The sequence below is a fragment of the Streptomyces sp. JLBG701 genome (assembly GCF_058544905.1).
On the sequence record NZ_CM178588.1, the window covers coordinates 8136598 to 8158801 of the forward strand.

Genomic DNA, 22204 nt, shown 5'->3' on the forward strand with positions numbered 1-22204 from the left:
CGGGCGGCACCGGGGCCGGTGTTGATCACAGCGTCAGCTCAGCTGATCACAGCTTGGTCCACGCCTCCGTCAGCGTGGCGCGCAGTATCTGCTCGATCTCGTCGAAGGTCTCCTGGTTGGAGATCAGCGGCGGGGCGAGCTGGACGACCGGGTCGCCGCGGTCGTCGGCACGGCAGTACAGGCCGTTGTCGTAGAGGGCCTTGGAGAGGAAGCCGTAGAGCACGCGCTCGGTCTCCTCGTCGTTGAAGGACTCCTTGGTGTGCTTGTCCTTCACCAGCTCGATGCCGTAGAAGAAGCCGTTGCCGCGGACGTCGCCGACGATCGGCAGGTCGTGCAGCTTCTCCAAGGTGGAGCGGAAGGCGCCCTCGTTGTCGAGGACGTGCTGGTTGAGGCCCTCGCGCTCGAAGAGGTCGAGGTTGGCGAGGCCGACCGCCGCGGAGACCGGGTGGCCGCCGAAGGTGTAGCCGTGCAGGAAGGTGTTGTCACCCTTGTAGAACGGCTCGGCCAGCTTGTCGGAGATGATGCAGGCGCCGATCGGAGAGTAGCCCGAGGTCATGCCCTTGGCGCAGGTGATCATGTCCGGGACGTAGTCGAACTTGTCGCAGGCGAACATCGTGCCGAGGCGGCCGAAGGCGCAGATGACCTCGTCGGAGACGAGAAGTACGTCGTACTGGTCGCAGATTTCCCTGACCCGCTGGAAGTAACCCGGCGGGGGCGGGAAGCAGCCGCCCGCGTTCTGCACCGGCTCCAGGAAGACCGCGGCGACCGTGTCCGGGCCCTCGAAGAGGATCTGCTGCTCGATCTGGTCGGCGGCCCAGCGGCCGAAGGCCTCCGGGTCGTCGCCGAACAGCGGGGCGCGGTAGATGTTGGTGTTCGGGACCTTGTGCGCGCCGGGGACCAGCGGCTCGAAGGGGGCCTTCAGGGCCGGCAGGCCGGTGATGGACAGGGCGCCCTGCGGGGTGCCGTGGTAGGCGACCGCGCGGGAGATGACCTTGTACTTGGTCGGCTTGCCGGTGAGCTTGAAGTACTGCTTGGCGAGCTTCCAGGCGGTCTCGACCGCCTCACCGCCACCCGTGGTGAAGAAGACCTTGTTCAGGTCGCCGGGCGCGTGGTGGGCGAGCCGCTCGGCCAGCTCCACGGCCTTCGGATGGGCGTACGACCACACGGGGAAGAACGCCAGCTCCTGCGCCTGCTTGAAGGCCGCCTCGGCGAGCTCCACGCGCCCGTGACCGGCCTGGACCACGAACAGCCCCGCGAGACCGTCGAGGTAGCGCTTGCCCTTGTCGTCGTAGATGTAGGTGCCCTCGCCCCGCACGATCGTGGGGACGGGGGAGTTCTCGTACGAGGACATGCGGGTGAAGTGCATCCACAGGTGGTCGTACGCGGTTCGGCTGAGGTCCTTGCTCACGGTTATCGGGTTCCCCACATGTAGGTCTGCTTCTTGAGCTTGAGGTAGACGAAGCTCTCGGTGGAGCGCACGCCGGGAAGGGCCCGGATGCGTTTGTTGATGACGTCCAGCAGGTGGTCGTCGTCCTCGCAGACGATCTCGGCGAGGAGGTCGAACGAGCCCGCGGTCATCACCACGTACTCGACTTCCGACATGGCGGTCAGCGCGTCGGCCACGGACTCGGTGTCGCCTTCGATGTTGATGCCGACCATCGCCTGCCGCCGGAAGCCCACGGTGAGCGGGTCCGTGACGGCGACGATCTGCATCACGCCCTGGTCGAGCAGCTTCTGGACGCGCTGGCGCACGGCCGCCTCGGAGAGGCCGACGGCCTTGCCGATCGCGGCGTACGGCCGGCGGCCGTCCTCCTGGAGCTGCTCGATGATGGCGAGGGAGACGGCATCCAACTGAGGGGTGCTGCCGTTCCTGGACTCGCGGGAGTCCCTGGGGTCTGCGCTTCGACTGGCCACCAGCTCACTGTGCACGACGTCTCGACAGTTCCGCAAGGCCGATGCGATGAAATTCGTTGTTTACGAGCATGTAGCTTGCGGATTTCGCAGATATCGGGGGAGTGGGGGTGTTGAAAACGTGGGGCCACGGATTAGGGTGGGTGTCTCAGCCAGTGGACATCAGTCATTGGGTACCCGAACTTGGAGGGCCGGCAGTGAGCACCGAGCTGCGTCGTCTGCGCAATTACATCGACGGTGAGTTCCGGGACGCCGCCGACGGACGGACCACCGAAGTGGTCAACCCCGCGACCGGCGAGGCGTACGCGACAGCGCCGCTGTCCGGGGCGGCGGACGTGGACGCCGCGATGGCGGCCGCCGCCGCGGCCTTCCCGGCCTGGCGCGACGCGACCCCCTCCGAGCGCCAGAAGGCCCTCCTGAAGATCGCGGACGCGTTCGAGGAGCGTGCCGAGGAACTCATCGCCGCCGAGGTGGAGAACACGGGCAAGCCGATCGGGCTCACGCGGTCCGAGGAGATCCCGCCGATGGTCGATCAGATCCGCTTCTTCGCGGGCGCGGCCCGGATGCTGGAGGGGCGTGCGGCCGGCGAGTACATGGAGGGGATGACCTCCATCGTCCGCCGCGAGCCGATCGGTGTCTGCGCGCAGGTCGCGCCGTGGAACTACCCGATGATGATGGCCGTATGGAAGTTCGCGCCGGCGCTGGCCGCGGGCAACACGGTCGTGCTCAAGCCGTCCGACACCACTCCGGCCTCGACCGTCCTCATCGCCGACATCATCGGCTCGGTCCTGCCCAAGGGTGTCTTCAACGTCATCACCGGTGACCGCGAGACCGGCCGTCTGATGGTCGAGCACCCGACCCCGGCCATGGCCTCCATCACCGGCTCCGTGCGGGCCGGCATGCAGGTCGCCGAGTCCGCGGCCAAGGATCTCAAGCGGGTTCACCTGGAGCTGGGCGGCAAGGCGCCGGTCGTCGTGTTCGAGGACACCGACATCGCCAAGGCCGTCGAGGACATCTCCGTCGCGGGCTTCTTCAACGCCGGGCAGGACTGTACGGCCGCCACGCGCGTCCTCGTCCAGGCGGGCATCCACGACGAGTTCGTGGCCGCGCTCGCGAAGGCCGCCGCCGAGACCAAGACCGGCCAGCCGGATGACGAGGATGTGCTGTACGGGCCCCTCAACAACCCCAACCAGCTCAAGCAGGTCTCCGGGTTCATCGAGCGGCTGCCGGCCCACGCCAAGGTCGAGTCCGGTGGTCACCGGGTCGGTGAGGTCGGCTACTTCTACGCTCCGACGGTGGTGTCGGGACTGAAGCAGGACGACGAGATCATCCAGAACGAGGTCTTCGGGCCCGTCATCACCGTCCAGTCCTTCTCGGACGAGGCGCAGGCCATCGAGTGGGCGAACGGGGTCGACTACGCCCTCGCGTCCTCGGTGTGGACCAAGGATCACGCTCGTGCGATGCGGCTGTCCAAGGCCCTTGACTTCGGGTGCGTTTGGATCAACACGCACATTCCGCTGGTTGCCGAGATGCCGCACGGTGGGTTCAAGAAGTCCGGGTACGGCAAGGATCTGTCGGCGTACGGGTTTGACGACTACACGCGGATCAAGCACGTCATGACGTCGCTCGACGGGTAAGCATTCGCAGGCGTTGAGACAAGCGCGCGGCCCCGGACGGATCAACTTCCGTCCGGGGCCGCGGTGTTCCCCCCTCCGGGTGGTCAGGCGGTCTGTGAGCCTGTAAAGGTCTCGGGCTCCGTGTGCAGGGACGGGGTCCCGTCCTCGGTCGTGCCGCCGCCCTTGCCCGGCTTTCCGGGGAGCGGGGGCAGGTCGTCGGTGAAGGTGAGGCCCGTCTCCTCCACGATCGGGGCGCAGGTCTTGATGGCGTCCTGGTAGGCGTCCGACGTCGGGTCGAAGCCCTTGCCGGCGGACATCCTCACCTCCAGGCGTACGTGGCCCTCCTCGTCCTTGGACGCGTGGAAGTCCGGGAAGTACTTCTGGCCCTGTTCCTTCATGCACGCGGCGAACTTCGGGTTGGCGTCGTTGACGTCGTCGGGTGCGTTCTCGGTCGGGGTGTAGGCCACCCACAGGCCGGCTCCCTCGGGCGGGGTGCCGGGCTTGGTGTGTTTGGCGTGCCCGGAGGCGATCCCTGTCTGGTGGGTGCCGGTCGCCGTGGCCGCCGATGCCGTGACCGTGCCCAGTGCGGCGGCGGACAGCAGGGCGCAGGCGACGAAGGCGTATCGGTGCCGGGTGTGCAGCATGGTGCGCATGGAGGTGTCGGTCCTTCCGGTCGTTCGTGGACGGCGGTGCGGTTTGAACTCAGCTCACCGCAGGGGCGGTTACGGCACGGGAACGGTCGGGCTTATCGCCCTGTAACCGGCCGGCCGGTTAACTGACCCCATGCGTGTGCTGGTGGTCGAGGACCACGAAGAGCTCGCCGAGACCGTCGCCGGGGGCCTGCGACGGGAGGGGATGGCGGTCGACGTGGCCTTCGACGGGGCGACCGCGCTGGAGCGCGCCCAGATCAACGGCTACGACGTCGTCGTACTCGACCGCGACCTGCCCGGCATCCACGGCGACCAGGTGTGCCGGACGCTGGCGGCGGAGGGCAGCCGGGCGCGGGTGCTGATGCTGACGGCGGCCGGGACGGTGGCCGACCGGGTCGCCGGGCTCGGTCTCGGGGCCGACGACTATCTGTCCAAGCCGTTCGCGTTCACCGAACTCGTCGCGCGGATACGGGCGTTGGCGCGACGTGCGCAGCCCGCGCTGCCGCCGGTCCTGCTCAGGGGGGAACTGCGGCTCGACCCTGCCCGGCGGCAGGCGACCCGTAGCGGAAGTGGACTCGCCCTCAGCCCCAAGGAGTTCGCGGTACTGGAGATGCTGCTGGCCGCGCAGGGGGCCGTCGTCTCGACCGAGGAACTCCTGGAGCGGGCCTGGGACGAGGCGGCCGACCCCTTCAGCCAGACCGTCAAGGTCACGGTGAGCCGGCTCCGGCGCAAGCTGGGGGAGCCGCCGCTGATCGAGACGGTCGAGCGGGCCGGATACCGGATCCGGTGAACTCCGGGAGGGGCGGCGGCAGATGAGGTGGAATCCCGTGGGACCGCGCAGCATTCGCTCGCGACTGACCCTGCTCTACAGCGCCCTGTTCATGGTGGGCGGCGCCGGACTGCTCGGCTTCACGTACGCGCTCGCGGCGCACTCCACCGAGACCGGGGCGACGATGACCGGCTCGGCCGAGGCGCCCGAGGCGACGGTCGGCCCCGGTGCCCCCGTGCCCGAGGCCACCCTCACCGCGTACGTCGAGATCCTGCGCGCCGAGGCCCTGCACAGCCTGCTCGTCGGGGCCGGTGTCGCGCTCGCGGTGATGACGCTGGCGTCGGTGGTGCTGGGCTGGCTGATGGCGGGGCGGGTCCTCGCTCCGCTGCGGACGATGACCGCCGCCGCTCGTCGTATCTCCGCCGACAACCTTCATGAGCGGCTCGCCGCGCCCGGTCCCGACGACGAGTTGAAGGCGATGGCCGACACCTTCGACGACGTACTGGCGCGGTTGGAGGGGGCGTTCGAGGCGCAGCGGCGGTTCGTCGCCAACGCCTCGCACGAACTGCGCACCCCGCTCACGCTTCAGCAGACCATCGTGGACGTGGCACTCGCCGATCCCGATGCTTCGCCTCAGGCGTTGCGGGCCGCGTGTCTTCGGGTGCGGGCGGCCGGGCAGGAGCAGGAGCGGCTGATCGACGCCCTGTTGACGCTGGCGCGCAGTCAACGGGGGCTGGAGCGGCGGGAGTTCGTCGACCTGGCCAAGGTGGTGCGGGAGCGGCTGCCGGACGGCGGTCCCCGCGTCGAGGCCCGTCTCGACCCCGCTCCCGTGCTCGGGGATCCGCAGCTGATCGAGCGGCTGGTCGTCAACCTCGCCGACAACGCCGTACGCCACAACCTGCCGGAGGGCGAGGAGGGTTGGGTGAGCGTGTGGACCGGCCTCGACGCGGCCGGCCGGCCCGGCCTGCGGATCGCCAACAGCGGGCCGGTGATCCCGGCCGACGAGGCGGCGGGGCTGTTCCAGCCGTTCCGGCGGCTGGGCCCGGAGCGGGTGCGCAGGCGGGACGGGCTCGGCCTCGGCATGTCCATCGTCGCCGCCGTGGTCGCCGCGCACGGGGGCCGGGTGCTGGCGCGGACGCAGCCGCGGGGCGGGCTGACGGTGGAGGTGAGCCTGCCGCGGTACGAGGGGGCGGCGGCCGCTGTCACGCGGATGCCCGACATGGACGTACGAGATATAGGGGCTGATCGACAAGGTGTCGGGTCCGTCTGATTCCGCTCGACGCAGCGTCCATTGTCCGGCCACAGGCGGTGGGGGCATGCTGCCTGGATGCCCCCCACCCCGAAGACGTCCGCCTTCTCGGCCTCGCCGTCCCGTCGCTCCCTCCTGCGTGCGCTGGGCGGTACCGCCGCGCTCGGTGCGCTCGCCGGCTGTGGTGTGCCCGCCGCGTATGTGTCGCCCGGTGACCGGGCCGCCGCCGATCTGTCCGCCAGTGACAAACGGCTGACCTGGGCGAACTGGCCGTTGTACATCGACACCGACGACAACGACGAGACCAGGCGGCCGACGCTGGAGGCGTTCGAGAAGCGGACGGGGATCTCCGTCGACTACATCGAGGAGATCAACGACAACGACGAGTTCTTCGGCAAGATCAGCCCGGCCCTGATGAACCACCAGCAGACCGGCCGCGACCTCATCGTCATCAGCGACTGGATGTGCGCACGGTTCGTGCGGCTCGGCTGGGTGCAGGAGATGGACCGGGCCCGGCAGCCCAACGTGACGAAGTACCTCGACCCGCTGCTCCGCTCGCCCGCCTTCGACCCCGGCCGCAAGTTCACGGTGCCGTGGCAGTCGGGCATCACCGGAATCGCGTACAACCGCCGCAGGCTGGGCCGGGAGATCCGCCATGTCTCCGACCTGTGGGCGAGCGACCTGAAGGGCCGCGTCACGCTGCTGTCCGGCCTGGACGAGGCGTTCGCGCTGCTGATGCAGGGCAACGGCGTCGACATCACCCAGTGGAAGGCGGACGACTTCCACCAGGTGTGCGACCAGGTCGAGAAGCAGGTGGCCCGCAAGCAGATCCGCCGCTTCACCGGCAACGACTACATCAAGGACCTCTCCAGCGGCGACGTCCTGGCCTGTCAGGCCTACTCGGGCGACGTCATCCAGCTCCAGGCCGACGATCCCGACATCCGCTTCGTCGTCCCCGAGGAGGGCGCCGAGCTGTGGGCGGAGTCCCTGATGATCCCGAACCTGGCCCGCCACAAGGCGAACGCCGAGACCCTGATCGACTACTACTACGAGCCGGCGGTGGCAGCAGAACTGGCCGCCTGGGTCAACTACGTCTGCCCCGTCCCCGGCGCCCAGGACGTCCTCGCCTCGTCGAAGGACAAGGACACGGCCGCCCTTGCCGAGGATCCGCTGATCTTTCCCGACGCTGCGATGCGTAAGCGGCTTGCGATCGCGCGGGACATCACGTCGACGGAGCGGGTGGAGTTCGCGAAGAGGTGGAACGCGATTGTGGGGTTGTAGGGAGGGTGCGGTCACGCGCAGGAGTGTCAGAGGCCCGTTCGGGTGAACGTCACATGCGTGACTCCCGTGGGTGAGGACGTGGCCTCGACCTCGTAGTCCTTCTCAAGATCCTCCAGGCCGTCCCAGAGGCGTACGCCTCGGCCGAGCAGGATCGGGGCCACCACGATGTGCAGGTGGTCGATGAGCCCGGCGGCGAAGAAGTCGCGGACCACGGCCGGGCCCCCGCCGATGCGTACGTCCTGGCCGTCCGCGGCCTCGCGGGCCGTCTCCAGGGCCTTGGCGGGCGAGGCGTCGAGGAAGTGGAACGTCGTGCCGCCCTCCATCTCGATCGACGGGCGTGGGTGATGGGTGAGGATGAACGTCGGTGTGTGGAAGGGCGGGTTGGGGCCCCACCACCCCTTCCAGTCCGGGTCGTCGTGCCATCCGGGGTAGCCGAACTTCCCGGCGCCCATGATCTCGGCGCCGATCCCCGGCTCGAACTGTCGCGCGAAGGCGTCGTCGACGCCGCCGGTTCCGCCGGGTCGGTCGGTCATCTCGTGCCAGAAGCGGGTGGTGAACATCCACTCGTGCAGCCGTTCACCGGCGTGGCCGAACGGCGCGTCACGGCTCAGACCCTCACCGGTGCCGAAGCCGTCGAGCGAGATGGAGAAGTTGTGGACTCGGGCGAGTGACATGGCTGGCGACACCCTCTCCTTCTACAGGTCGAGCTTCGTCCCACTGCTCCAACGTTAGTTCGCCGCCGCGGTGAGCGCTCCCAGTGCGCTGGCCTGCGTACGCCAATCGGTCTGGTTGGGGGTGGTGCCGGCCCAGCGTTGGCCCAGGGCGTTGAGAGAGGTGCGGTCCTGCGCCCACAGGGTGTCCGCCTGTTTCTGGATGTACGCCTGGTAGGTGCTCGAACCGGTGACCTTCGCGAGGTCGGCGAAGTGCCGCATGAAGATGCCCTTGAACTGCTTCTGGTTGTCGTCGCAGGATGCCGAGCCGATGTCGCAGGACTCGGTGAGCACTCCGTCCCGGGTCAGCGCCGGGCTGCTGATCGCGGCGTCGGCCAGGGTTCGTGCGAGGGTCAGCATCGAGCTGTCGCCGGTCGTCTTCCACAGTTCGGTGAAGGCGCCGATGGCCAGTCCCTGGTTGTAACTCCACACGGTGCTGCCGTTGTTGGCACAGGACGAGGTCAGCCCGTCGTTCACAAGCCCCGAGGAGTTGATCATCCCGCTGGCCTTGTACCAGGCGGCGGACGTCTGCGCCCGCTGGAGCCACACCGTGTCGCCCGGGATGCGCTGCTGCAGGGCCGTGGTCAGCCAGAGGTACTGCCCGTTCGTCACCGCGTTCTTGTACGTCCGCTCACGGTCCCACCACACGCCCCCGCCGCAGGAGCTGGGATCCCAGTACTGCTGAACGTAGTTGGCGATGGTCACCGCCTCGTCGAGATAGCGGGCCTCGCCGGTGTGGTCGTACGCGTCGAGCCAGGCGATGGCCCACCAGCCCGCGTCGTCGATGGCCCGGCTGACGAAGTGGCCCTCGATCGCGTCCGTGCTGCGCACTCCGGCCGCGAAGACTCCCTTGTTCTGCTCGAAGGTGCGCGCGATGGCCCAGTCGTAGTCGTGCCTGCCGGTGGTCCTCGCGAAGTCGATGAGGGAGGTGAGGGTGGCGGCGGAGTTCCACCAACTGCTCGGCCACCAGCCGTTGTAGGGGTCGTACGAGGTCATCAGCGCGTCCGCCGCGGCGCGCGCCCTGGTCGGCGCGGGCCTGACCCAGGCGGTGCAACTGCCCTCGTTGTGGCTCGCCTCGCGGCCGCAGGCGCGGACCGCGCCGCCGTAGAGGAGGCCGCGCGGGTCGCGGGTGGCGTACATCGTGGTACGGGTGCCGGTGGCTCCGGATGGCGTGCTCGTACGGCCGAGGGAGGAGCCGTCCGGCCAGGTGGCGCCACCGTCCCAGGAGCGGTCGAGCCAGATCTCGTCGCCGGCGCCTCCGGTGTCGATGCTCGCCCAGGCCATGGAGTTCTTCTGGTCCACGTGGAGGCGGATCGTGCGGCCGTAGAGGGTAGTTGAGCCAACCGGCTGGTCGTCGCCGGCCGCCTGGGCGGCGCTCGTGCCGTCGCAGAGCGTGTCGCAGACGGTGGGGTAGACCCAGTCCGTGCAGCCGACGGCGGCCGCGTCGCCGCATGCCCGGACCAGTCCGCGGCGGTGGTTGCGGGGGTCGGTGATGTTGTACATCAGGGTCCTGGTGCCGGTCCACGTGCTCGGGATGCTCGCCTTGCCCAGCAGTCCTTCCCAGGTGGCGCCGCCGTCCCAGGAGCGGTCCAGCCACACCGAGTTGCCGGTCGTGCCCTCGTCGATGCTGGCCCACGCCATGTCGTCCGCGTCGGAGACGTGCAGTTGGAGGCGGCGGCCGTTGAGGTTCTTGGTCGGCACCGGGAAGCTCTCCTGGCGGGCCTGTGAGGGGTCCAGCGCGTCGCAGGCCAGGACGCACACCGGGGTGGCGGCGGCCGCGGGCGTCGCGGCCGGGACCAGTGCCACGAACGCGAGAGCGGCCGCGAGGAGGAAGACGAGGAAGCGTGATCTGACAACGTTGTCTGAGCTGCGGAAGGACACCCGAACTCGCCTCGATTCAACGATGGGGGACGCCGGTCGGCGGGCGCGACTGGGGCCGGCGGCTCTCGCCGAGCCGGGCCGGAATGGAGCACTGGTCCATACCTGTCTCCGGGGCAGTGAACCGGCTTGGCGGGGCCCTGTCAATGCCCTCAACAGGAGTCCGTCGTAAGGGAGTTCCCGGTGGCCGCGACGGGTTGACACCCCGATTCCGCGCGCCCATCATCGGTGGAACTTCGACGAGGCTTCTCGTGCATCCCCCTGTCCGGTCAGGCGTTGGGGTCTCGTGGACCGTGATTTTGAATCGTTTCAGACCCGCAGGCTTCCATGTTTCCGCACCCGCTCCGGGAGGTTCCCATGCGTCGTCGTTCCCCGCTGAGCAGACCGCCAGGCCGGTACCGATTGCTCGGCCTGGCCATGGCCGTGGCAGTGGCGCCGGTCATGGCTCTCGCGCCGTCCGCCGGCGCCGCCCCCTCCGTGTCCGAGGAGGCGTCGGCAACCTCAACGTCCGGACTCCGAGCGGAGCTTGCCGCCGTGAACTACTCGCCGACCTCACGCACCCTCAAGCCGACCGCCGTCCATCGCACGGCCGGGAGCGTCGCGAACCCGCAGAACGTCCTCAGCGGACAGTCGACGCGGATCTCCGGCTCGCAGTCGGCCATCACGCTCGACTTCGGCAAAGAGGTCGCGGGCGTGACAACGTTGTCCTTCGGGGCCGTCAGTGACAGCGGTCAGCGCGTCGGTCTGGCCTTCAGCGAGTCATCCCTGTACGTGGGCAACAACAGCGACCGCAGCAGCGGACGCGACGGAGAGGACGGGGCGCTCTACGCCACGGCCTCCGCCGACGGCACCTACACCGTGCCCACCGCTCAACAGCGGGGCGGCTTCCGCTACTTGACCGTCTTTCTCGACACCTCGGGCTGGGTGGATCTCAAGGGCGTCAGCCTCGCGTTCACCGCGGCTCCGGGGAAGGCCAACCCGGCCGACTACGCCAACTACTTCTCCTCCAGCGACGAGTTGCTCAACAGCATCTGGTATGCGGGGGCGTACACCGTGCAGCTCAACACGATCGCCTCGAACCAGGGCCGCGCCTGGCCCCCGCCGGCCTCGGAGTGGGACAACGGCGCCACCGTCGGCGTGGGCGACTCGGTCCTGGTCGACGGCGCCAAGCGCGACCGTACGGTGTGGCCCGGCGACCTGGGCATCGCCGTACCCACGCAGTACGCCTACTCCAACGACCTCACCTCGACGCGCAACGCGCTTACCACGATGTTCAACGCGGCGTCCGCGGAGGGTGAAATCCCCTGGTCGGGACCGCCGTTCAACCTCACCGGCTCGGACACCTACCACACCTGGACCCTGCTGGGCACGGCCACGTACTACACGTACACCGCCGACCGTGCGTGGCTGGACTCCCAATGGGCCAACTACAAGCGCTCGATGGCCTTCATCATCAACAAGATCGACGGCAACAACCTGCTCAACGTGACCCGCACCCAGGACTGGGCCCGGGCGGGCCAGGGCGGCGAGAACATCTCCGCCAACGCGCTGCTGTACGCCGCGCTCAAGGGCGGCGTCACCCTGGCCACGGTCGAGGGCGACAGCGCGCTTGCCACGAGCTGGGCCGGCAAGGCTGCCGCGATCAAAACCGCGGCCAACTCCCTTCTGTGGGACGCCTCGAAGGGCATGTACAAGGACAACCCGACCAGCGCCCTGTACCCGCAGGACGGCAACTCCCTTGCGGTCTGGTACGGGTTGACCGACTCCACGGCCAAGTCGCAGAGCATCATCGCGGGGCTCGGCAACAACTGGGGCATCTACGGCCCCACCACCCCCGAATGGGGCAGCAACGTATCGCCCTTCGCCGGCGGCATGGAGCTCAACGCCCGCTTCACCGCCAACGACGACTACGGCGCCCTCGCGCAGATCCGCCGCACCTGGGGCCACATGCTGAACAGCGACATCGGCACCAAGAGCACCTTCTGGGAGGGCGTCAAGGCCGACGGCGGTCTCGCCTACGGCGGTTCGTTCATGAGCCTGGCCCACGGCTGGTCCACCGCGCCCACCTCCACGCTCACCTTCGACGTGCTCGGCACCGCTCCGGAGTCGTCGAACGGCGCCTATCGCTTCGTCCCGCACCCCGGCGACCTGACCAGCGCCGAGGGCCGCATCACCATGCCCCAGGGCGCCATCAACGCGTCCTGGTCCCGCGACCCCGCCGCCGGCACCTACTCGGCCCACCTGACCAGCCCGTCCGGCACCACCGGCCGCATCGGCGTCCCGAAGTTCGGCGGCTCCAACATCTCGGTGTCCGTGAACGGCAACGTCGTCTGGAACAACGGGACTTTCACGCCCACGTCGGGAATCACCGGCGCGAGCCAGGACGACACGTACGTCTACTTCACCGGCGTCGCCCCGGGCAGCTACACCGTGACCGCCACCGGCCTGGGCAATCCCGCTCCGCCCGCCGAACCCGGCACCGGCGCCCTGCGCGCGGGCTTCACCCGGTGCGCGGGTGAGGGCGGCACGTGTTCCTTCAGCGGCACTCGCGCGGTGGCCTACGGGGCAGGGACGTACAGGTACAAGACGGTGACCGCCGGCACCGCCTGCACCAACGCCTCCTTCGGCGGCGACCCGGCGTCGAACCTCGTCAAGTCCTGCTACGTCGCCGACGCGGGCGGCCCGCCCGGATACACCGTCTGCGCGGCCGAGGCCGGCACCTGCGCCGTACCCGGCTACAACCGTGACGTCGCCTACGGCGCCAACGGCAACTTCGCCCACCAGGTCACCAACGGCTCCGTCGCCTGTACCAACGCCCACTTCGGCGATCCCATCGACGGCGTCGTCAAGTCCTGCTACCTGCCGCCCGCCGGAGCGCCGGCCGGCGGCTGGACCAAGTGCGCGGACCAGAACGGCACTTGCCCGGCCGCGGCCGGCCAGCCGGTGATGTACGGCGCCTTCGGTGCGTTCACCACGAGGACGGCCACCGGCGACACCGCCTGCACCGACGCCACGTTCGGCGACCCGATCCCCGGTGAGTCGAAGGCCTGTTACACCGCCACCGGCGGCCCGGCCGGCTACGCCACCAGCTGCTCCGCCGAAGGCGGCACGTGCGCCTTCAGCGGACAGCAGACCGTCGCCTACGGAGCCCGGGGCCGCTTCCTCTACAAGTCGTTCACCGGCGGCACCGCCTGCACGACGGCGGCATTCGGCACCGATCCGCTGCCCGGCGTGAGCAAGTCCTGCTACCTCACCTCCTGAGGAGCGCCAGGACAGTCCCGGCTACTGGCCTTCGCCTCCTTCGCCTTGTGCGGTGAGGGCGAAGGCCAGCAGTGCCGTCGTCGTGAAGTCCAGTGCGGGCTCCACCGTCTGCCAGGCGCCCACGTCGTCGACGTACCGTGCGCCCTTGCCGTCGAAGTCGGTCCAGGCTCCGGTCGGCGGGGCGGCCGTGCACTTCTTCATCGTCGGGAAGCCGTTCAACTCCTCAAGTTTTGAGGCCTCGTTGGGGCCGTTGACCACGGCTCCGCGCAGGATGGCGCCCTTGCCGTCGTGGCTGCCCCTGAGGTTGGCCAACTGGTGTTCCGGGCAGTGCGGGTAGACCTCGCCCGCGCCGATCACGAAGCTGGTGCCCCAGGCGTTGGCGCCGAGGGCCCAGCCGCGCTGCCGGCCGGCGAAGGCCTCGTAGTCGGTGTCTCCGGTGGCCTCGGCGTAGAGGCGGGCGGTGGCCACCAGGCCGAAGGTGTGCGGTACGGCGTCGAAGTCGTCGTAGACGGCGCCCGCCCGGAACGGGTCGTGCCCGGCGCGGTCGACGCCGTCCTCCAGCTGGCGGCGCAGGTCCTCGTGCAGCTCCTCGGTCCCGATGCCGTTCGTGCGGGTGCCGTCCAGGACGGTGGCCAGGTCGACGTGGGCCAGGGCGCTGACGTCCGCGACGTTGAGGGTGCCTTTGACGTCGGAGTCCAGATAGTCGCCGGCCCAGCCGGTCGCGGCGTCGGTCCAGGCGCTCTCCCTGTCATCCCCGAGTTGCCTTGCGGCCAGGGCCAGTTCGGCGCCGCCGAACTCCATGTCGTCCTGCCACGAGTCCTCGGGATAGAAGGCGCCGGGGAACGCGGTGACCAGCGGCTCGTCGGGGTCGTGGTCGGTGTCGGCGAGGTCGTAGACGGCGGCGGCCTTGTCCAGCCAGGCTTGGGCCTCCTCCGGGTCCGTGTCGGCCGCGTGCTGTGCGGCGAGGGCGAAGGCCGCGGCCACCCGGCCCGCCAGGTTCGGGCTGATCGGCTCACCCGGGTCGGTCGCGCGGAAGACCGGACGGTGCTTGATCGTGTAGTCCGGGTCGCCGGGGGACACGTCGAGTCGGTCGTCGGCCTCCGGCAGCCGCCACACGTCGTGATCGGACCGTGCGTTCTCGTTGCCCGCGCCGATGCCGACCTGGGCGTAGAGGGTCTCGCTGTCCTCGTCCCACATCCTGTCCAGCCAGTCCAGCCCGTGCGCGGTCTCGTCGGAGAGCTCCTCCATGTCCGGCAAGTCGCGCTGGGCGAGCAGGAGTTCGGCGACCGAGTAGGAGGTGGTGGCGGTGAACTTGAGGAAGTCGCCCGCGTCGAACCAGCCGCCCGAGACGTCGACCCGGTCACCGGTCGGGGTCAACTCGTCGAGCAGCTCGGTGCCCTCCTCGTCGTAGTCCGGCTCGGCGTAGACGGTCGCGTCCTCGTCGGCCAGATGGGAAGGTCCGTGTGGCATGGCGCCGGGAAGCACGTCGGCTCCGTCGCGCTGGGCCTGGAGGAAGCGGATGTTGTCCCGGACGAGCGGGGTCATCAGCTCGTCGGCGTCGGCGATCCGGAAGGCGGGGGAGCGGCCGGACGCGGTGCCGGTGAGGACTATGCGGTAGGTGCCGGGGGTGTCCAGGGCGGAGAGGTCGGCGGTGCGCACGGAGGGGTACTTGGCGTTCCAGTGGCCGGTGGAGGCTCCGAGCCTGCCTGCCGCGACGACCTTGTTCTTGGCGTCGACCACCTTGAAGCGTGCTCCGGCCAGAGCCGCCTTGGGTCCCATGACGTAGGCCTGCTTCTCCTCGCCGCGGATGTAGCCGACCTGGTCGACCCGGACGGCCACGTTGGTCGAGGCACCGCCGTACGGCAGGCCGTGCAGGTTCACGGCGAGGACCAGGGTGCTGAGTCCCGCGGCGGTGCCGAGCAGCAGCCGGGGGTTGCGCGGAGGGATCATGCGCCTACGGTGCCGGGGACTTCATGAGATGAGGATGAGGATGAGGATGCGGGGGCGCGATGTGTCGTCGTTTTGCTGCGGCGCCGTCGTGGCTGGTCGCGCAGTTCCCCGCGCCCCTTAGGGCGCTGCCGAACCGCAGGTTCTAAGCAGGACCGGTGAAGTCCGGTGCGTACAGCGCCCCGTCAGGGGCGCGGGGAACTGTGCGATCAGCCCCCACCGGCCCGCAGGTTTGTCACCGCACCTCCAGCGGAGTGAGTCGCAGCTCGGCGATCAGGCCGCCTCCGGGCGCGTCCGTCAGGTGAGCGGTCCCGTTGTGCAGCTCGGCGACCCAGCGGACGATGGCCAGCCCCGCGCCCGTACCCGAAGCGGCTCCGGAACCCCCGGTGACACCCCGGTCGAAGACCCGCTCCCGGTCCGCGAGCGGCACGCCCGCCCCATGGTCGCGGACCGTGACCATGCCCGGCGCGACCGTGACCTCCACCGGCGACCCGGCCGGGCCGCCGTGCCGCTGGGCGTTCTCCACCAGGTTCCGTACCGCCTGGGCCAGCAGGTCCGGGTCCCCGAGCACCACCACCGGCTCGGCGTTCACCGTGACGCTCTCGTGGTCCGGCAGCTCCTCGACCGTGGTCTCCACCAGCTGGTCGAGGCGCAGGGGCACCAGCTCGGCCCGTGTCGCACCGGCCTCCATACGGGCCCTGGCGAGCAGCCCGGTGACCAGCCGGCTCAGCCGGTCGACCAGCCGTAGGGCCTCGTCGGAAGGACGACCGCGCTCCACTACCAACCGCAACGTGGCCAGCGGCGTACGCAGCTCGTGCGCCGCCTCCGCCAGGAACTGTTCCTGCTGCTCCAGCCCGCGCAGGGCAGGCCGCATGGCCCGGCCGGACAGCAGGTGGCCGACCGCAGCCGCGCAGCAGACCAGAGCCGTGCAGCCGAGCGCCAGCCAGCGCACGAGGAGGTCGTGATCGTGTTCGCTGCGTGCCAGCTCCGTGCCGACCAGCACGGCCGCACCGATCCGGTCGTCGTCCCAGACCGGGGCCGCCGCCCATCTCAGCCGCCCGCCGTCGGAGGAGGGGGCGGTGACGACGACGGTCTCCTGTTCCTCCAGGACTCGCTGCCAGACCTGGTCGAGCCGGTCCTGACCGGGCAGCGCCGAGCGCGCGGGAACGACGTTCCGCAGCGACGGCGACTCTCCGCGCCCCGCCTGCATGACCGCCAACACCTCGGCGCCCCGCGCGAGTTCGTCCTCACCCAACGGCTCCAGGTGCAGCGCCCCCGCGTCGAACCAGACCGCCCGCGACAGGCCGACGGCGCGGCTGTCGACCTCGTGGTCGAGGCCGGAGCGGCGGGATTCGGCGTCGATGCGGATGGCGACCGTGGCCAGTACGACGAGACAGGCGGCGGTCGTCGAGGCGAACAGGAGGGTCATCAGTCGGCGGGTGCGCCGCAGCCGGGCCACGGCTGGTGAAAGGGAAGCCCGGCGGGTCACGCCTGCGCCCCGTCGCCCAGCCGGTAGCCGACGCCGCGCACCGTTCCGATCGGATCGGGCGGCCCGAGCCGCCGGCGCAGCTGGCCGATGAGGACGTCCACGACGTTGGACATCGGCTCGCTCGCCTCGTCCCAGCAGCTCTCGATCAGCTCGGTGCGCGTGACGACCTCGCCCGCGCGCAGCATCAGCAGCTCAAGGACCGCGAACTCCTTGGCGGAGAGGCTGAGCAGCACTCCGGCCCTGGACACGCGGCGGCGCGGAAGGTCGACCTCCAGGTCACCCGCCCGCAGTACCGGCAGCCGCGCGGGCTGCTCCCTGCGGCACAACGCCCGCACGCGTACGACCAGTTCGGCGAAGGCGAAGGGCTTGACCAGGTAGTCGTCCGCCCCGTGCTCGAAGCCGGCCACCCGGTCGCTCACCGCGTCCAGCGCCGTCAGCAGCAGAAAGGGCAACGCCGACCCCGTGCGCCGATGCGCGGCGAGCAGCGTGAGGGAGTCGCCGTCCGGGACCGAGCGGTCGGCCACGACACAGTCGTAACTGTTGACGGAGAGCTTGAGATCCGCTTCGGCCAGAGTCCGAGCGAGGTCCACCGCGAACCCCGCACCCCGCAGCTGAGCAGCGACGACGGGCCCCAGCTCGGGGTCGTCCTCCAAGACCAATACGCGCATGGCCGGAGCTTAGAGGGTGTGGGTGCCGGGGCCCGCTGAGCCACAGGCCCCGGCGTCGAGTACGGGGATCAGCTGCTGGGGACCGTGTCCTGGAACGTGGTGCCCGCGCTGCGGTAGGCCGTCACCTTCGCGGCGACCTGCGCCGGGGTGAGGACCTGGTCCTCGACGTGGAGGACGTAGTCGACCTGCTGGTCGTACGCCCGCGCGGTGCTGCTGGTCAGGCCGCCGAAGTCGATCAGCCACTGGTTGAAGTTGATCGACATCGGCCGCTCCGGCAGGTACGCGGCGTCATGGGTGCCGAAGAGCTGGCCGTCGATGTAGTACTTGATGCTGCTGTTGTCGATGGTCAGCACCAGGTCGTGCCAGCCGGCGTAGCTCTGCCGGGCCTCGGTGTGCTGGTTGACCGCCACCCACGGGTCGGCCTGGTAGGTCTCCCAGGACGTCGTGTAGAGGATGTTCGACGGCTCGCCCCAGCCGCCGTTGGGCAGGTACTCGAAGTCGTACTCGGCGTAGTCGTCCGCGAGCGGTGCCGTGAGGTCGTTGATGGCGAAGAACGTCTGGACGAGGTGGTCGCCGTCCGGGCCGTACTTGGGCGCGTCGTTGAACTTGACCCGGGCCGCGTAGGTGCCGTTCTTGAACTTCCGTGCCTGGGTGAGGATTTCGGTCTGTTCGGTGCTCGCTCCGGTGCCGGCGGTCGAGGTCTCCAAGTTCATGATGGAGTTGCCGCTGGTGGTGGCGAAGGTGACGTTCTCGGGCGCCCAGGTGGCGCCGGACACGCCGGGGCCACCGGAGTTTGAGCGCACGCTCCAGCCGTGCGCCGAGATGTTCGGGTCGCTGTGACTGCTGTAGTTGAAGTCGTCGAACAGTGTGGCGGCGTCGGCGGGAGGATCGGTCGGCGGGTCCGTGGGCGGGGTCGTAGGGTCGTTGCCCGCCGGGGCCTGGCCCCAAAGGGTGGTGCCGGCCAGCTGGGCCGTGACCTTCGACCAGTCGCCGTACGACGTCTGGGAGGCGCCGAACGAGTAGTCGTCGCTCTGGTTCAGGGGCTGCCACGTCGACTGGTAGAAGCGCAGTTGCATGTCGCCGGTGTCGGCGCCCGGGGCGAGAGTGCCGGCACCGGAGGTGAAGCCGATCTCCAGGTAACGGTCGGCGGTGGCGGTCGGGTTGGCGAGCGTGCCGAAGGCGCCCGTGACGTTGGCGCAGCCCTTGACGGCCCAGGAACAGGCGAAGCGGTAACTCGCGCTCGCCGAGTCGGCCTTGAAGTAGTAGCGGACCTTGACGCCGCTCAACTGCACGCTCGCGGTCCCGGTGTTCTTCACCTTGAACCAGGGTTCGGCCTGGTCGGCGCTGGCTCCCGTGGCGCTCGTACGGTACTGGACGCTCAGCCCCTCGCCGGCCGCGCTGGCGGTGCCGGCCGGGAGCGCGGTGAGCGCGGCGGCGCCCATGGCCACCGCGACGGCGGCGGATGCGGTGGCGCGTAGCCGGTTCTCGGCGAATCTCATCGTTGTTCCTCTCCAGAAAGGTGGGGTGATTCCCGGAATGGACAGGTCAGGGGGATGGGGTTCAGGGGTGGCGCCGTACGGCGCACAGCCGCGATAGGTGAGGTACTCGATGAAGTCCAGGGGCAGTTCGGCGCCGGTCTCGGCCCGGCCGACCGGGCGGCGCCCGTTTCGGACGAGGTGATCGCCGATCCGGCCGAGGAACCAGAGACTGGGTGCGGGTCGGTGCGCGGGCATGGTTCACCTCTGGAGGGCATGACCTGACCACCTGACCAGTGAGGCCCACTGGACAGCTCACCTGTTGATGTGGGGATGAAGGTGGCATAGACCAATCGAAGGCGTCAACCCCCGCTGCTGCGAAGGATTTTGGCGCGAAGGCCGGTCGAGATCTGGACGATCGCCTCACCGGTCAACTGGTCAACTGGTAAGTGGTTAACTGGGGATTCCGCGAATCAGGGAGGGGGCGCACATGAAGGCCGACGAACCAGGTGCGGTTCTCAAGCGGGAGCGCGTTCGCGACTTCATCCTCGACCTCGTCGAGTCACACCACCCCGGGGACGCCATCCCCTCCGAGCGCGTCCTCTGTGCCCAACTGGGCGTCTCCCGCCCGACCTTGCGTGCTGCGGTCGATGAACTCGTCGCCGCGGGACTGCTCGTACGGGAACACGGGCGCGGCATGTTCGTGGCACCCGAGAAGATCACCCAGGAACTCGTCTCCGGCCGACAGTCCATGACGGTGCCGCAGGCCTCCGGGGCCTGGTCGAGCCGGCTCCTGGAGTTCACGACCATCCCGGCGGGCGCGCGCGTGGGCCGCAAACTGCGTATCTCACCCGCCGCCGAGATCGTGTACGTGGCGCGGTTGCGTCTGGTCGACGGCGCTCCGATGGCCATCGAGCATCTGCACATCAGGGCCGACCTGGTCCCCAACCTGTCGGCCCAGGAGCTGGAGGTCGGCGACCTGTACGAGCACCTGCGGGAGCAGCACGGTGTGCACGTCCAGGAGGCCGTACAGGCGATCGAGCCGACCGTCGTCACCCGGGCGGAGGCCGAGCTGCTCGACGTACCCGAGCTGTCCCCGGCGCTGCTCTTCGAGCGGCTCACCTCGGACACCACCGGCCAGCCCGTCGAGTACGTCCACTCGATCTACCGCGGCGACCGCTACCGCATCGTCTCCCGCCTCACCCTCGGCCCCACGGCCACCGCCACCGCGTCGCCGGACCCGCTCGGACACCATCCCGGTATCCCCCCGGGCGACTTCGCTCACCGCGACACGATCGCGTCGTCCACGCGGGGGGACATCCAGTCGGGAGGGTGAGGCGCCGAGTGCCTTCTCGGTCACGGTCTCCCGCCCCAACTCTCCGCGCCCGCATGTTCGTTGCTCCTTCACTCCTCCGACACCTGAAAAAGCTTGAGTTACTCAATCACTCGCGTGAGGGTTGGCTCCGGCAAGCGAAGAAACCGCTTGCCCCCACCCCCACGCAGTCCTTTCAGGAGAACTCAGTGCAGAGAAGTGCACGCATCCGCCGGGCCTCGCTCATCCTCGCCAGTGCCGTGGCGCTGGTCGTCGCCCTCCCCAGCAGCGCCTTCGCCGCCCCGCCCGCGGCGCTCCCCGCCAACGCGGACGACCTGGAGAAGACCTGGCAGCCGGCCTACGACTACGACACCGACGGCTGCTACCCCACCCCGGCCATCGGCCCCGACGGAACGATCAACGGCGGTCTCAACCCGTCCGGTTCGGCCAGCGGCGAGTGCCATGACGCCTCGGACCTGGACAACACCAACGGCTACTCGCGCGAGAAGTGCAACAACGGCTGGTGCGCGATCATGTACGGCCTGTACTTCGAGAAGGACCAGGCGACCATCGGCGGCCACCGCCACGACTGGGAGCACGTCGTGGTCTGGGTGCAGAACGGCACCGCCAAGTACGTCTCCACGTCCAACCACGGCGACTTCACCGTGCACGCCGCCGGCGACGTCCGCTGGGACGGCAACCACCCCAAGATCGTGTACCAGAAGGACGGCCTGAGCACGCACGACTTCCGTCTCGCCAACGCGAACGACGAGCCGCCGGAGAACGCCTACGGCACCTGGCAGTACCCGGACCTGGTCGGCTGGAACGGCTACCCGGCGGGCCTGCGGGACAAGTTGAGCGCCTACGACTTCGGCAGCGCCAACTTCGGCCTCAAGGACGCCAACTTCGCCGCCCACCTCACGAAGGCCCTGCCGTCCGGCATCACCTTCGACCCCAACGCCTGACCGAACGGCCCCAATTGGCGGTCGCCTCCGGCACGTGGGTCCCCGGACGCTCCGGGGACCCACGTACGGGGGTCCGTGTGCGGGGGTTCGCTCAGCTCTAGGCGGAGCGGGACAGCACGTAGGTGACCTGCTGGTGGACCACTTCCCGGGCGCTGACGGGGAGCGTGCCGATGTCCGTGCGGTCCAGGGCCTGGTGGACCGTTTCTGCATCCGTGTCGCACGGGGTGCTCGCGCTGAGCACCTCGTAGCCGTCGCGGACGGCGACACGCAGGCGCCGTGTGCCGCCGCCCTCGGCGTGTACGGCGGCGGCGACCACGAGGGGCGGGGGGCCGCCCGCCTCGCCGGGCAGCTTGCGGTAACTGCTGGCCAGCGGGGCGCTCCAGTGGAGGTCGAGCAGGAGGGGGCGCTTCGCCAGGACCTCGGCGAGGTCGGTCTCGTAGACGCTGTCCGGTTCGAGGACCGTCGCGCGGGCGTCCAGGACGAGAGCCGCGGGCAGCAGACAGCGCAGCGCGCTGCCGACGATGTTGCCGCCGACCGTGGCCGTACGGCGCACGGCTCCCGTTCCCACCGTGGAGGCCGCCCGGCGCAGCACCTCCGGAACGCGGTCGTCGATCTGGCTCAGCAGCACCGCCGCGCCGAGCACCTCGGGTCCGATAGCGTTGGCCTCCGGCAACTCGCGTAGTGACACGGCCTGTTGAGGAAACCCGTCCCGTTGAAACGCCGCCCACACGAGAGTCGCCCCGCCTATCGGCGTCGCTCCTTCGGCGACACACTCCTGCACTTCGGACACGGACGTGGGAAGACGCAACAACACGGCACCCGACCTGCTTTCCCGGGAAGGTTCGCGGTGCGGAACCCGGTAGGGAACGCGCCACCGCGGCCAGATGACAACTGGCCACACGTATTCTCCCCAGCCCACCAGGGGCGCATACAGGGTTCACGGGTCCACTCCGTGCGCCCCCCGACCGCCGCGGGGGGCGTGACCTTCATGGAGAAAGCGGGGGGAGCTGGAGAGATACGGAC

The 22204-nt window shown here is 69.6% G+C and carries 17 protein-coding genes; 7 read left to right on the top strand and 10 right to left on the bottom strand.

Annotated elements, in window-relative coordinates:
• Nucleotides 1-46 precede the first annotated feature (46 nt).
• A complete protein-coding gene (locus AC5DRG_RS37685; protein WP_491804179.1) occupies nt 47-1426 on the bottom strand; it encodes an aspartate aminotransferase family protein in 1380 nt (459 codons plus the stop codon).
• Complete coding sequence (locus AC5DRG_RS37690) at nt 1411-1929, bottom strand: Lrp/AsnC family transcriptional regulator (protein WP_491804180.1); 519 nt, start codon at nt 1927-1929, stop codon at nt 1411-1413. Before AC5DRG_RS37690 ends, AC5DRG_RS37685 begins: the two co-directional genes overlap by 16 nt.
• A 179-nt stretch (nt 1930-2108) precedes the next feature.
• On the opposite strand from AC5DRG_RS37690, the gene AC5DRG_RS37695 reads away from it, so the two are divergent.
• Nucleotides 2109-3548 (top strand): gamma-aminobutyraldehyde dehydrogenase, encoded by a 1440-nt coding sequence (locus tag AC5DRG_RS37695; RefSeq protein ID WP_491804181.1) that lies wholly within the window; start codon nt 2109-2111, stop codon nt 3546-3548.
• 83 nt (nt 3549-3631) lie between these two features.
• On the opposite strand, the gene AC5DRG_RS37700 is transcribed toward AC5DRG_RS37695, so the two are convergent.
• Entirely contained in the window at nt 3632-4180 is a 549-nt protein-coding gene (locus tag AC5DRG_RS37700; RefSeq protein WP_491804183.1) for a hypothetical protein, read from the bottom strand.
• A 130-nt stretch (nt 4181-4310) separates the two neighbouring features.
• On the opposite strand from AC5DRG_RS37700, the gene AC5DRG_RS37705 reads away from it, so the two are divergent.
• The 3 genes from AC5DRG_RS37705 to AC5DRG_RS37715 are packed head-to-tail and all read left to right on the top strand — an operon-like array spanning nt 4311 to nt 7476.
• Entirely contained in the window at nt 4311-4967 is a 657-nt protein-coding gene (locus AC5DRG_RS37705; RefSeq protein WP_491804184.1) for a response regulator transcription factor, read from the top strand.
• Between the two features lie 37 nt (nt 4968-5004).
• Nucleotides 5005-6216, top strand: a complete 1212-nt coding sequence (locus AC5DRG_RS37710) for a sensor histidine kinase (RefSeq protein WP_491804185.1) — start codon at nt 5005-5007, stop codon at nt 6214-6216.
• A gap of 57 nt (nt 6217-6273) precedes the next feature.
• Nucleotides 6274-7476: an ABC transporter substrate-binding protein gene (locus AC5DRG_RS37715; RefSeq protein ID WP_491804186.1), complete on the top strand. Its 1203-nt coding sequence runs from the start codon at nt 6274-6276 to the stop codon at nt 7474-7476.
• 26 nt (nt 7477-7502) lie between these two features.
• Here the strand turns inward: AC5DRG_RS37715 and AC5DRG_RS37720 are convergent, their stop codons facing one another.
• Entirely contained in the window at nt 7503-8150 is a 648-nt protein-coding gene (locus AC5DRG_RS37720) for a dihydrofolate reductase family protein (RefSeq protein ID WP_491804187.1), read from the bottom strand.
• Between the two features lie 54 nt (nt 8151-8204).
• Complete coding sequence (locus AC5DRG_RS37725; RefSeq protein ID WP_491813265.1) at nt 8205-9827, bottom strand: glycoside hydrolase family 76 protein; 1623 nt, start codon at nt 9825-9827, stop codon at nt 8205-8207.
• A 594-nt stretch (nt 9828-10421) separates the two neighbouring features.
• Here AC5DRG_RS37725 and AC5DRG_RS37730 point away from each other — a divergent pair.
• Nucleotides 10422-13325 (top strand): alpha-L-rhamnosidase-related protein, encoded by a 2904-nt coding sequence (locus tag AC5DRG_RS37730; RefSeq protein WP_491804188.1) that lies wholly within the window; start codon nt 10422-10424, stop codon nt 13323-13325.
• Nucleotides 13326-13346: 21 nt separating this feature from the next.
• Here the strand turns inward: AC5DRG_RS37730 and AC5DRG_RS37735 are convergent, their stop codons facing one another.
• The 4 genes from AC5DRG_RS37735 to AC5DRG_RS37750 all read right to left on the bottom strand — a co-directional run bounded on the left by AC5DRG_RS37735 (nt 13347) and on the right by AC5DRG_RS37750 (nt 18928).
• On the bottom strand, nt 13347-15275 hold the full coding sequence (locus AC5DRG_RS37735; protein WP_491804190.1) for a glycoside hydrolase family 9 protein: 1929 nt from the start codon (nt 15273-15275) through the stop codon (nt 13347-13349).
• A 232-nt stretch (nt 15276-15507) separates the two neighbouring features.
• Complete coding sequence (locus tag AC5DRG_RS37740; RefSeq protein WP_491804191.1) at nt 15508-16761, bottom strand: sensor histidine kinase; 1254 nt, start codon at nt 16759-16761, stop codon at nt 15508-15510.
• Nucleotides 16758-17429 carry a winged helix-turn-helix domain-containing protein gene (locus tag AC5DRG_RS37745; RefSeq protein WP_491804192.1) on the bottom strand — a complete coding sequence of 224 codons (672 nt, stop codon included), beginning with the start codon at nt 17427-17429 and terminating at the stop codon, nt 16758-16760. Before AC5DRG_RS37745 ends, AC5DRG_RS37740 begins: the two co-directional genes overlap by 4 nt.
• Nucleotides 17430-17497: 68 nt before the next feature.
• Entirely contained in the window at nt 17498-18928 is a 1431-nt protein-coding gene (locus AC5DRG_RS37750; protein ID WP_491813266.1) for a cellulose binding domain-containing protein, read from the bottom strand.
• Nucleotides 18929-19394: 466 nt separating this feature from the next.
• On the opposite strand from AC5DRG_RS37750, the gene AC5DRG_RS37755 reads away from it, so the two are divergent.
• Nucleotides 19395-20240 carry a GntR family transcriptional regulator gene (locus AC5DRG_RS37755; protein ID WP_491804194.1) on the top strand — a complete coding sequence of 282 codons (846 nt, stop codon included), beginning with the start codon at nt 19395-19397 and terminating at the stop codon, nt 20238-20240.
• A gap of 185 nt (nt 20241-20425) precedes the next feature.
• Nucleotides 20426-21181: an NPP1 family protein gene (locus AC5DRG_RS37760; RefSeq protein ID WP_491804195.1), complete on the top strand. Its 756-nt coding sequence runs from the start codon at nt 20426-20428 to the stop codon at nt 21179-21181.
• A 97-nt stretch (nt 21182-21278) separates the two neighbouring features.
• Here the strand turns inward: AC5DRG_RS37760 and AC5DRG_RS37765 are convergent, their stop codons facing one another.
• On the bottom strand, nt 21279-21995 hold the full coding sequence (locus AC5DRG_RS37765) for an FAD binding domain-containing protein (RefSeq protein WP_491804196.1): 717 nt from the start codon (nt 21993-21995) through the stop codon (nt 21279-21281).
• Nucleotides 21996-22204 lie beyond the last annotated feature (209 nt).

Coding starts and splice junctions, on each gene's coding strand:
- AC5DRG_RS37700 (WP_491804183.1), bottom strand. CDS start 4,180: ATGCGCACCATGCTGCACACCCGGCACCGATACGCCTTCGTCGCCTGC.
- AC5DRG_RS37705 (WP_491804184.1), top strand. CDS start 4,311: ATGCGTGTGCTGGTGGTCGAGGACCACGAAGAGCTCGCCGAGACCGTC.
- AC5DRG_RS37715 (WP_491804186.1), top strand. CDS start 6,274: ATGCCCCCCACCCCGAAGACGTCCGCCTTCTCGGCCTCGCCGTCCCGT.
- AC5DRG_RS37720 (WP_491804187.1), bottom strand. CDS start 8,150: ATGTCACTCGCCCGAGTCCACAACTTCTCCATCTCGCTCGACGGCTTC.
- AC5DRG_RS37725 (WP_491813265.1), bottom strand. CDS start 9,827: ATGGCGTGGGCCAGCATCGACGAGGGCACGACCGGCAACTCGGTGTGG.
- AC5DRG_RS37730 (WP_491804188.1), top strand. CDS start 10,422: ATGCGTCGTCGTTCCCCGCTGAGCAGACCGCCAGGCCGGTACCGATTG.
- AC5DRG_RS37735 (WP_491804190.1), bottom strand. CDS start 15,275: ATGATCCCTCCGCGCAACCCCCGGCTGCTGCTCGGCACCGCCGCGGGA.
- AC5DRG_RS37745 (WP_491804192.1), bottom strand. CDS start 17,429: ATGCGCGTATTGGTCTTGGAGGACGACCCCGAGCTGGGGCCCGTCGTC.
- AC5DRG_RS37750 (WP_491813266.1), bottom strand. CDS start 18,928: ATGAGATTCGCCGAGAACCGGCTACGCGCCACCGCATCCGCCGCCGTC.
- AC5DRG_RS37755 (WP_491804194.1), top strand. CDS start 19,395: ATGAAGGCCGACGAACCAGGTGCGGTTCTCAAGCGGGAGCGCGTTCGC.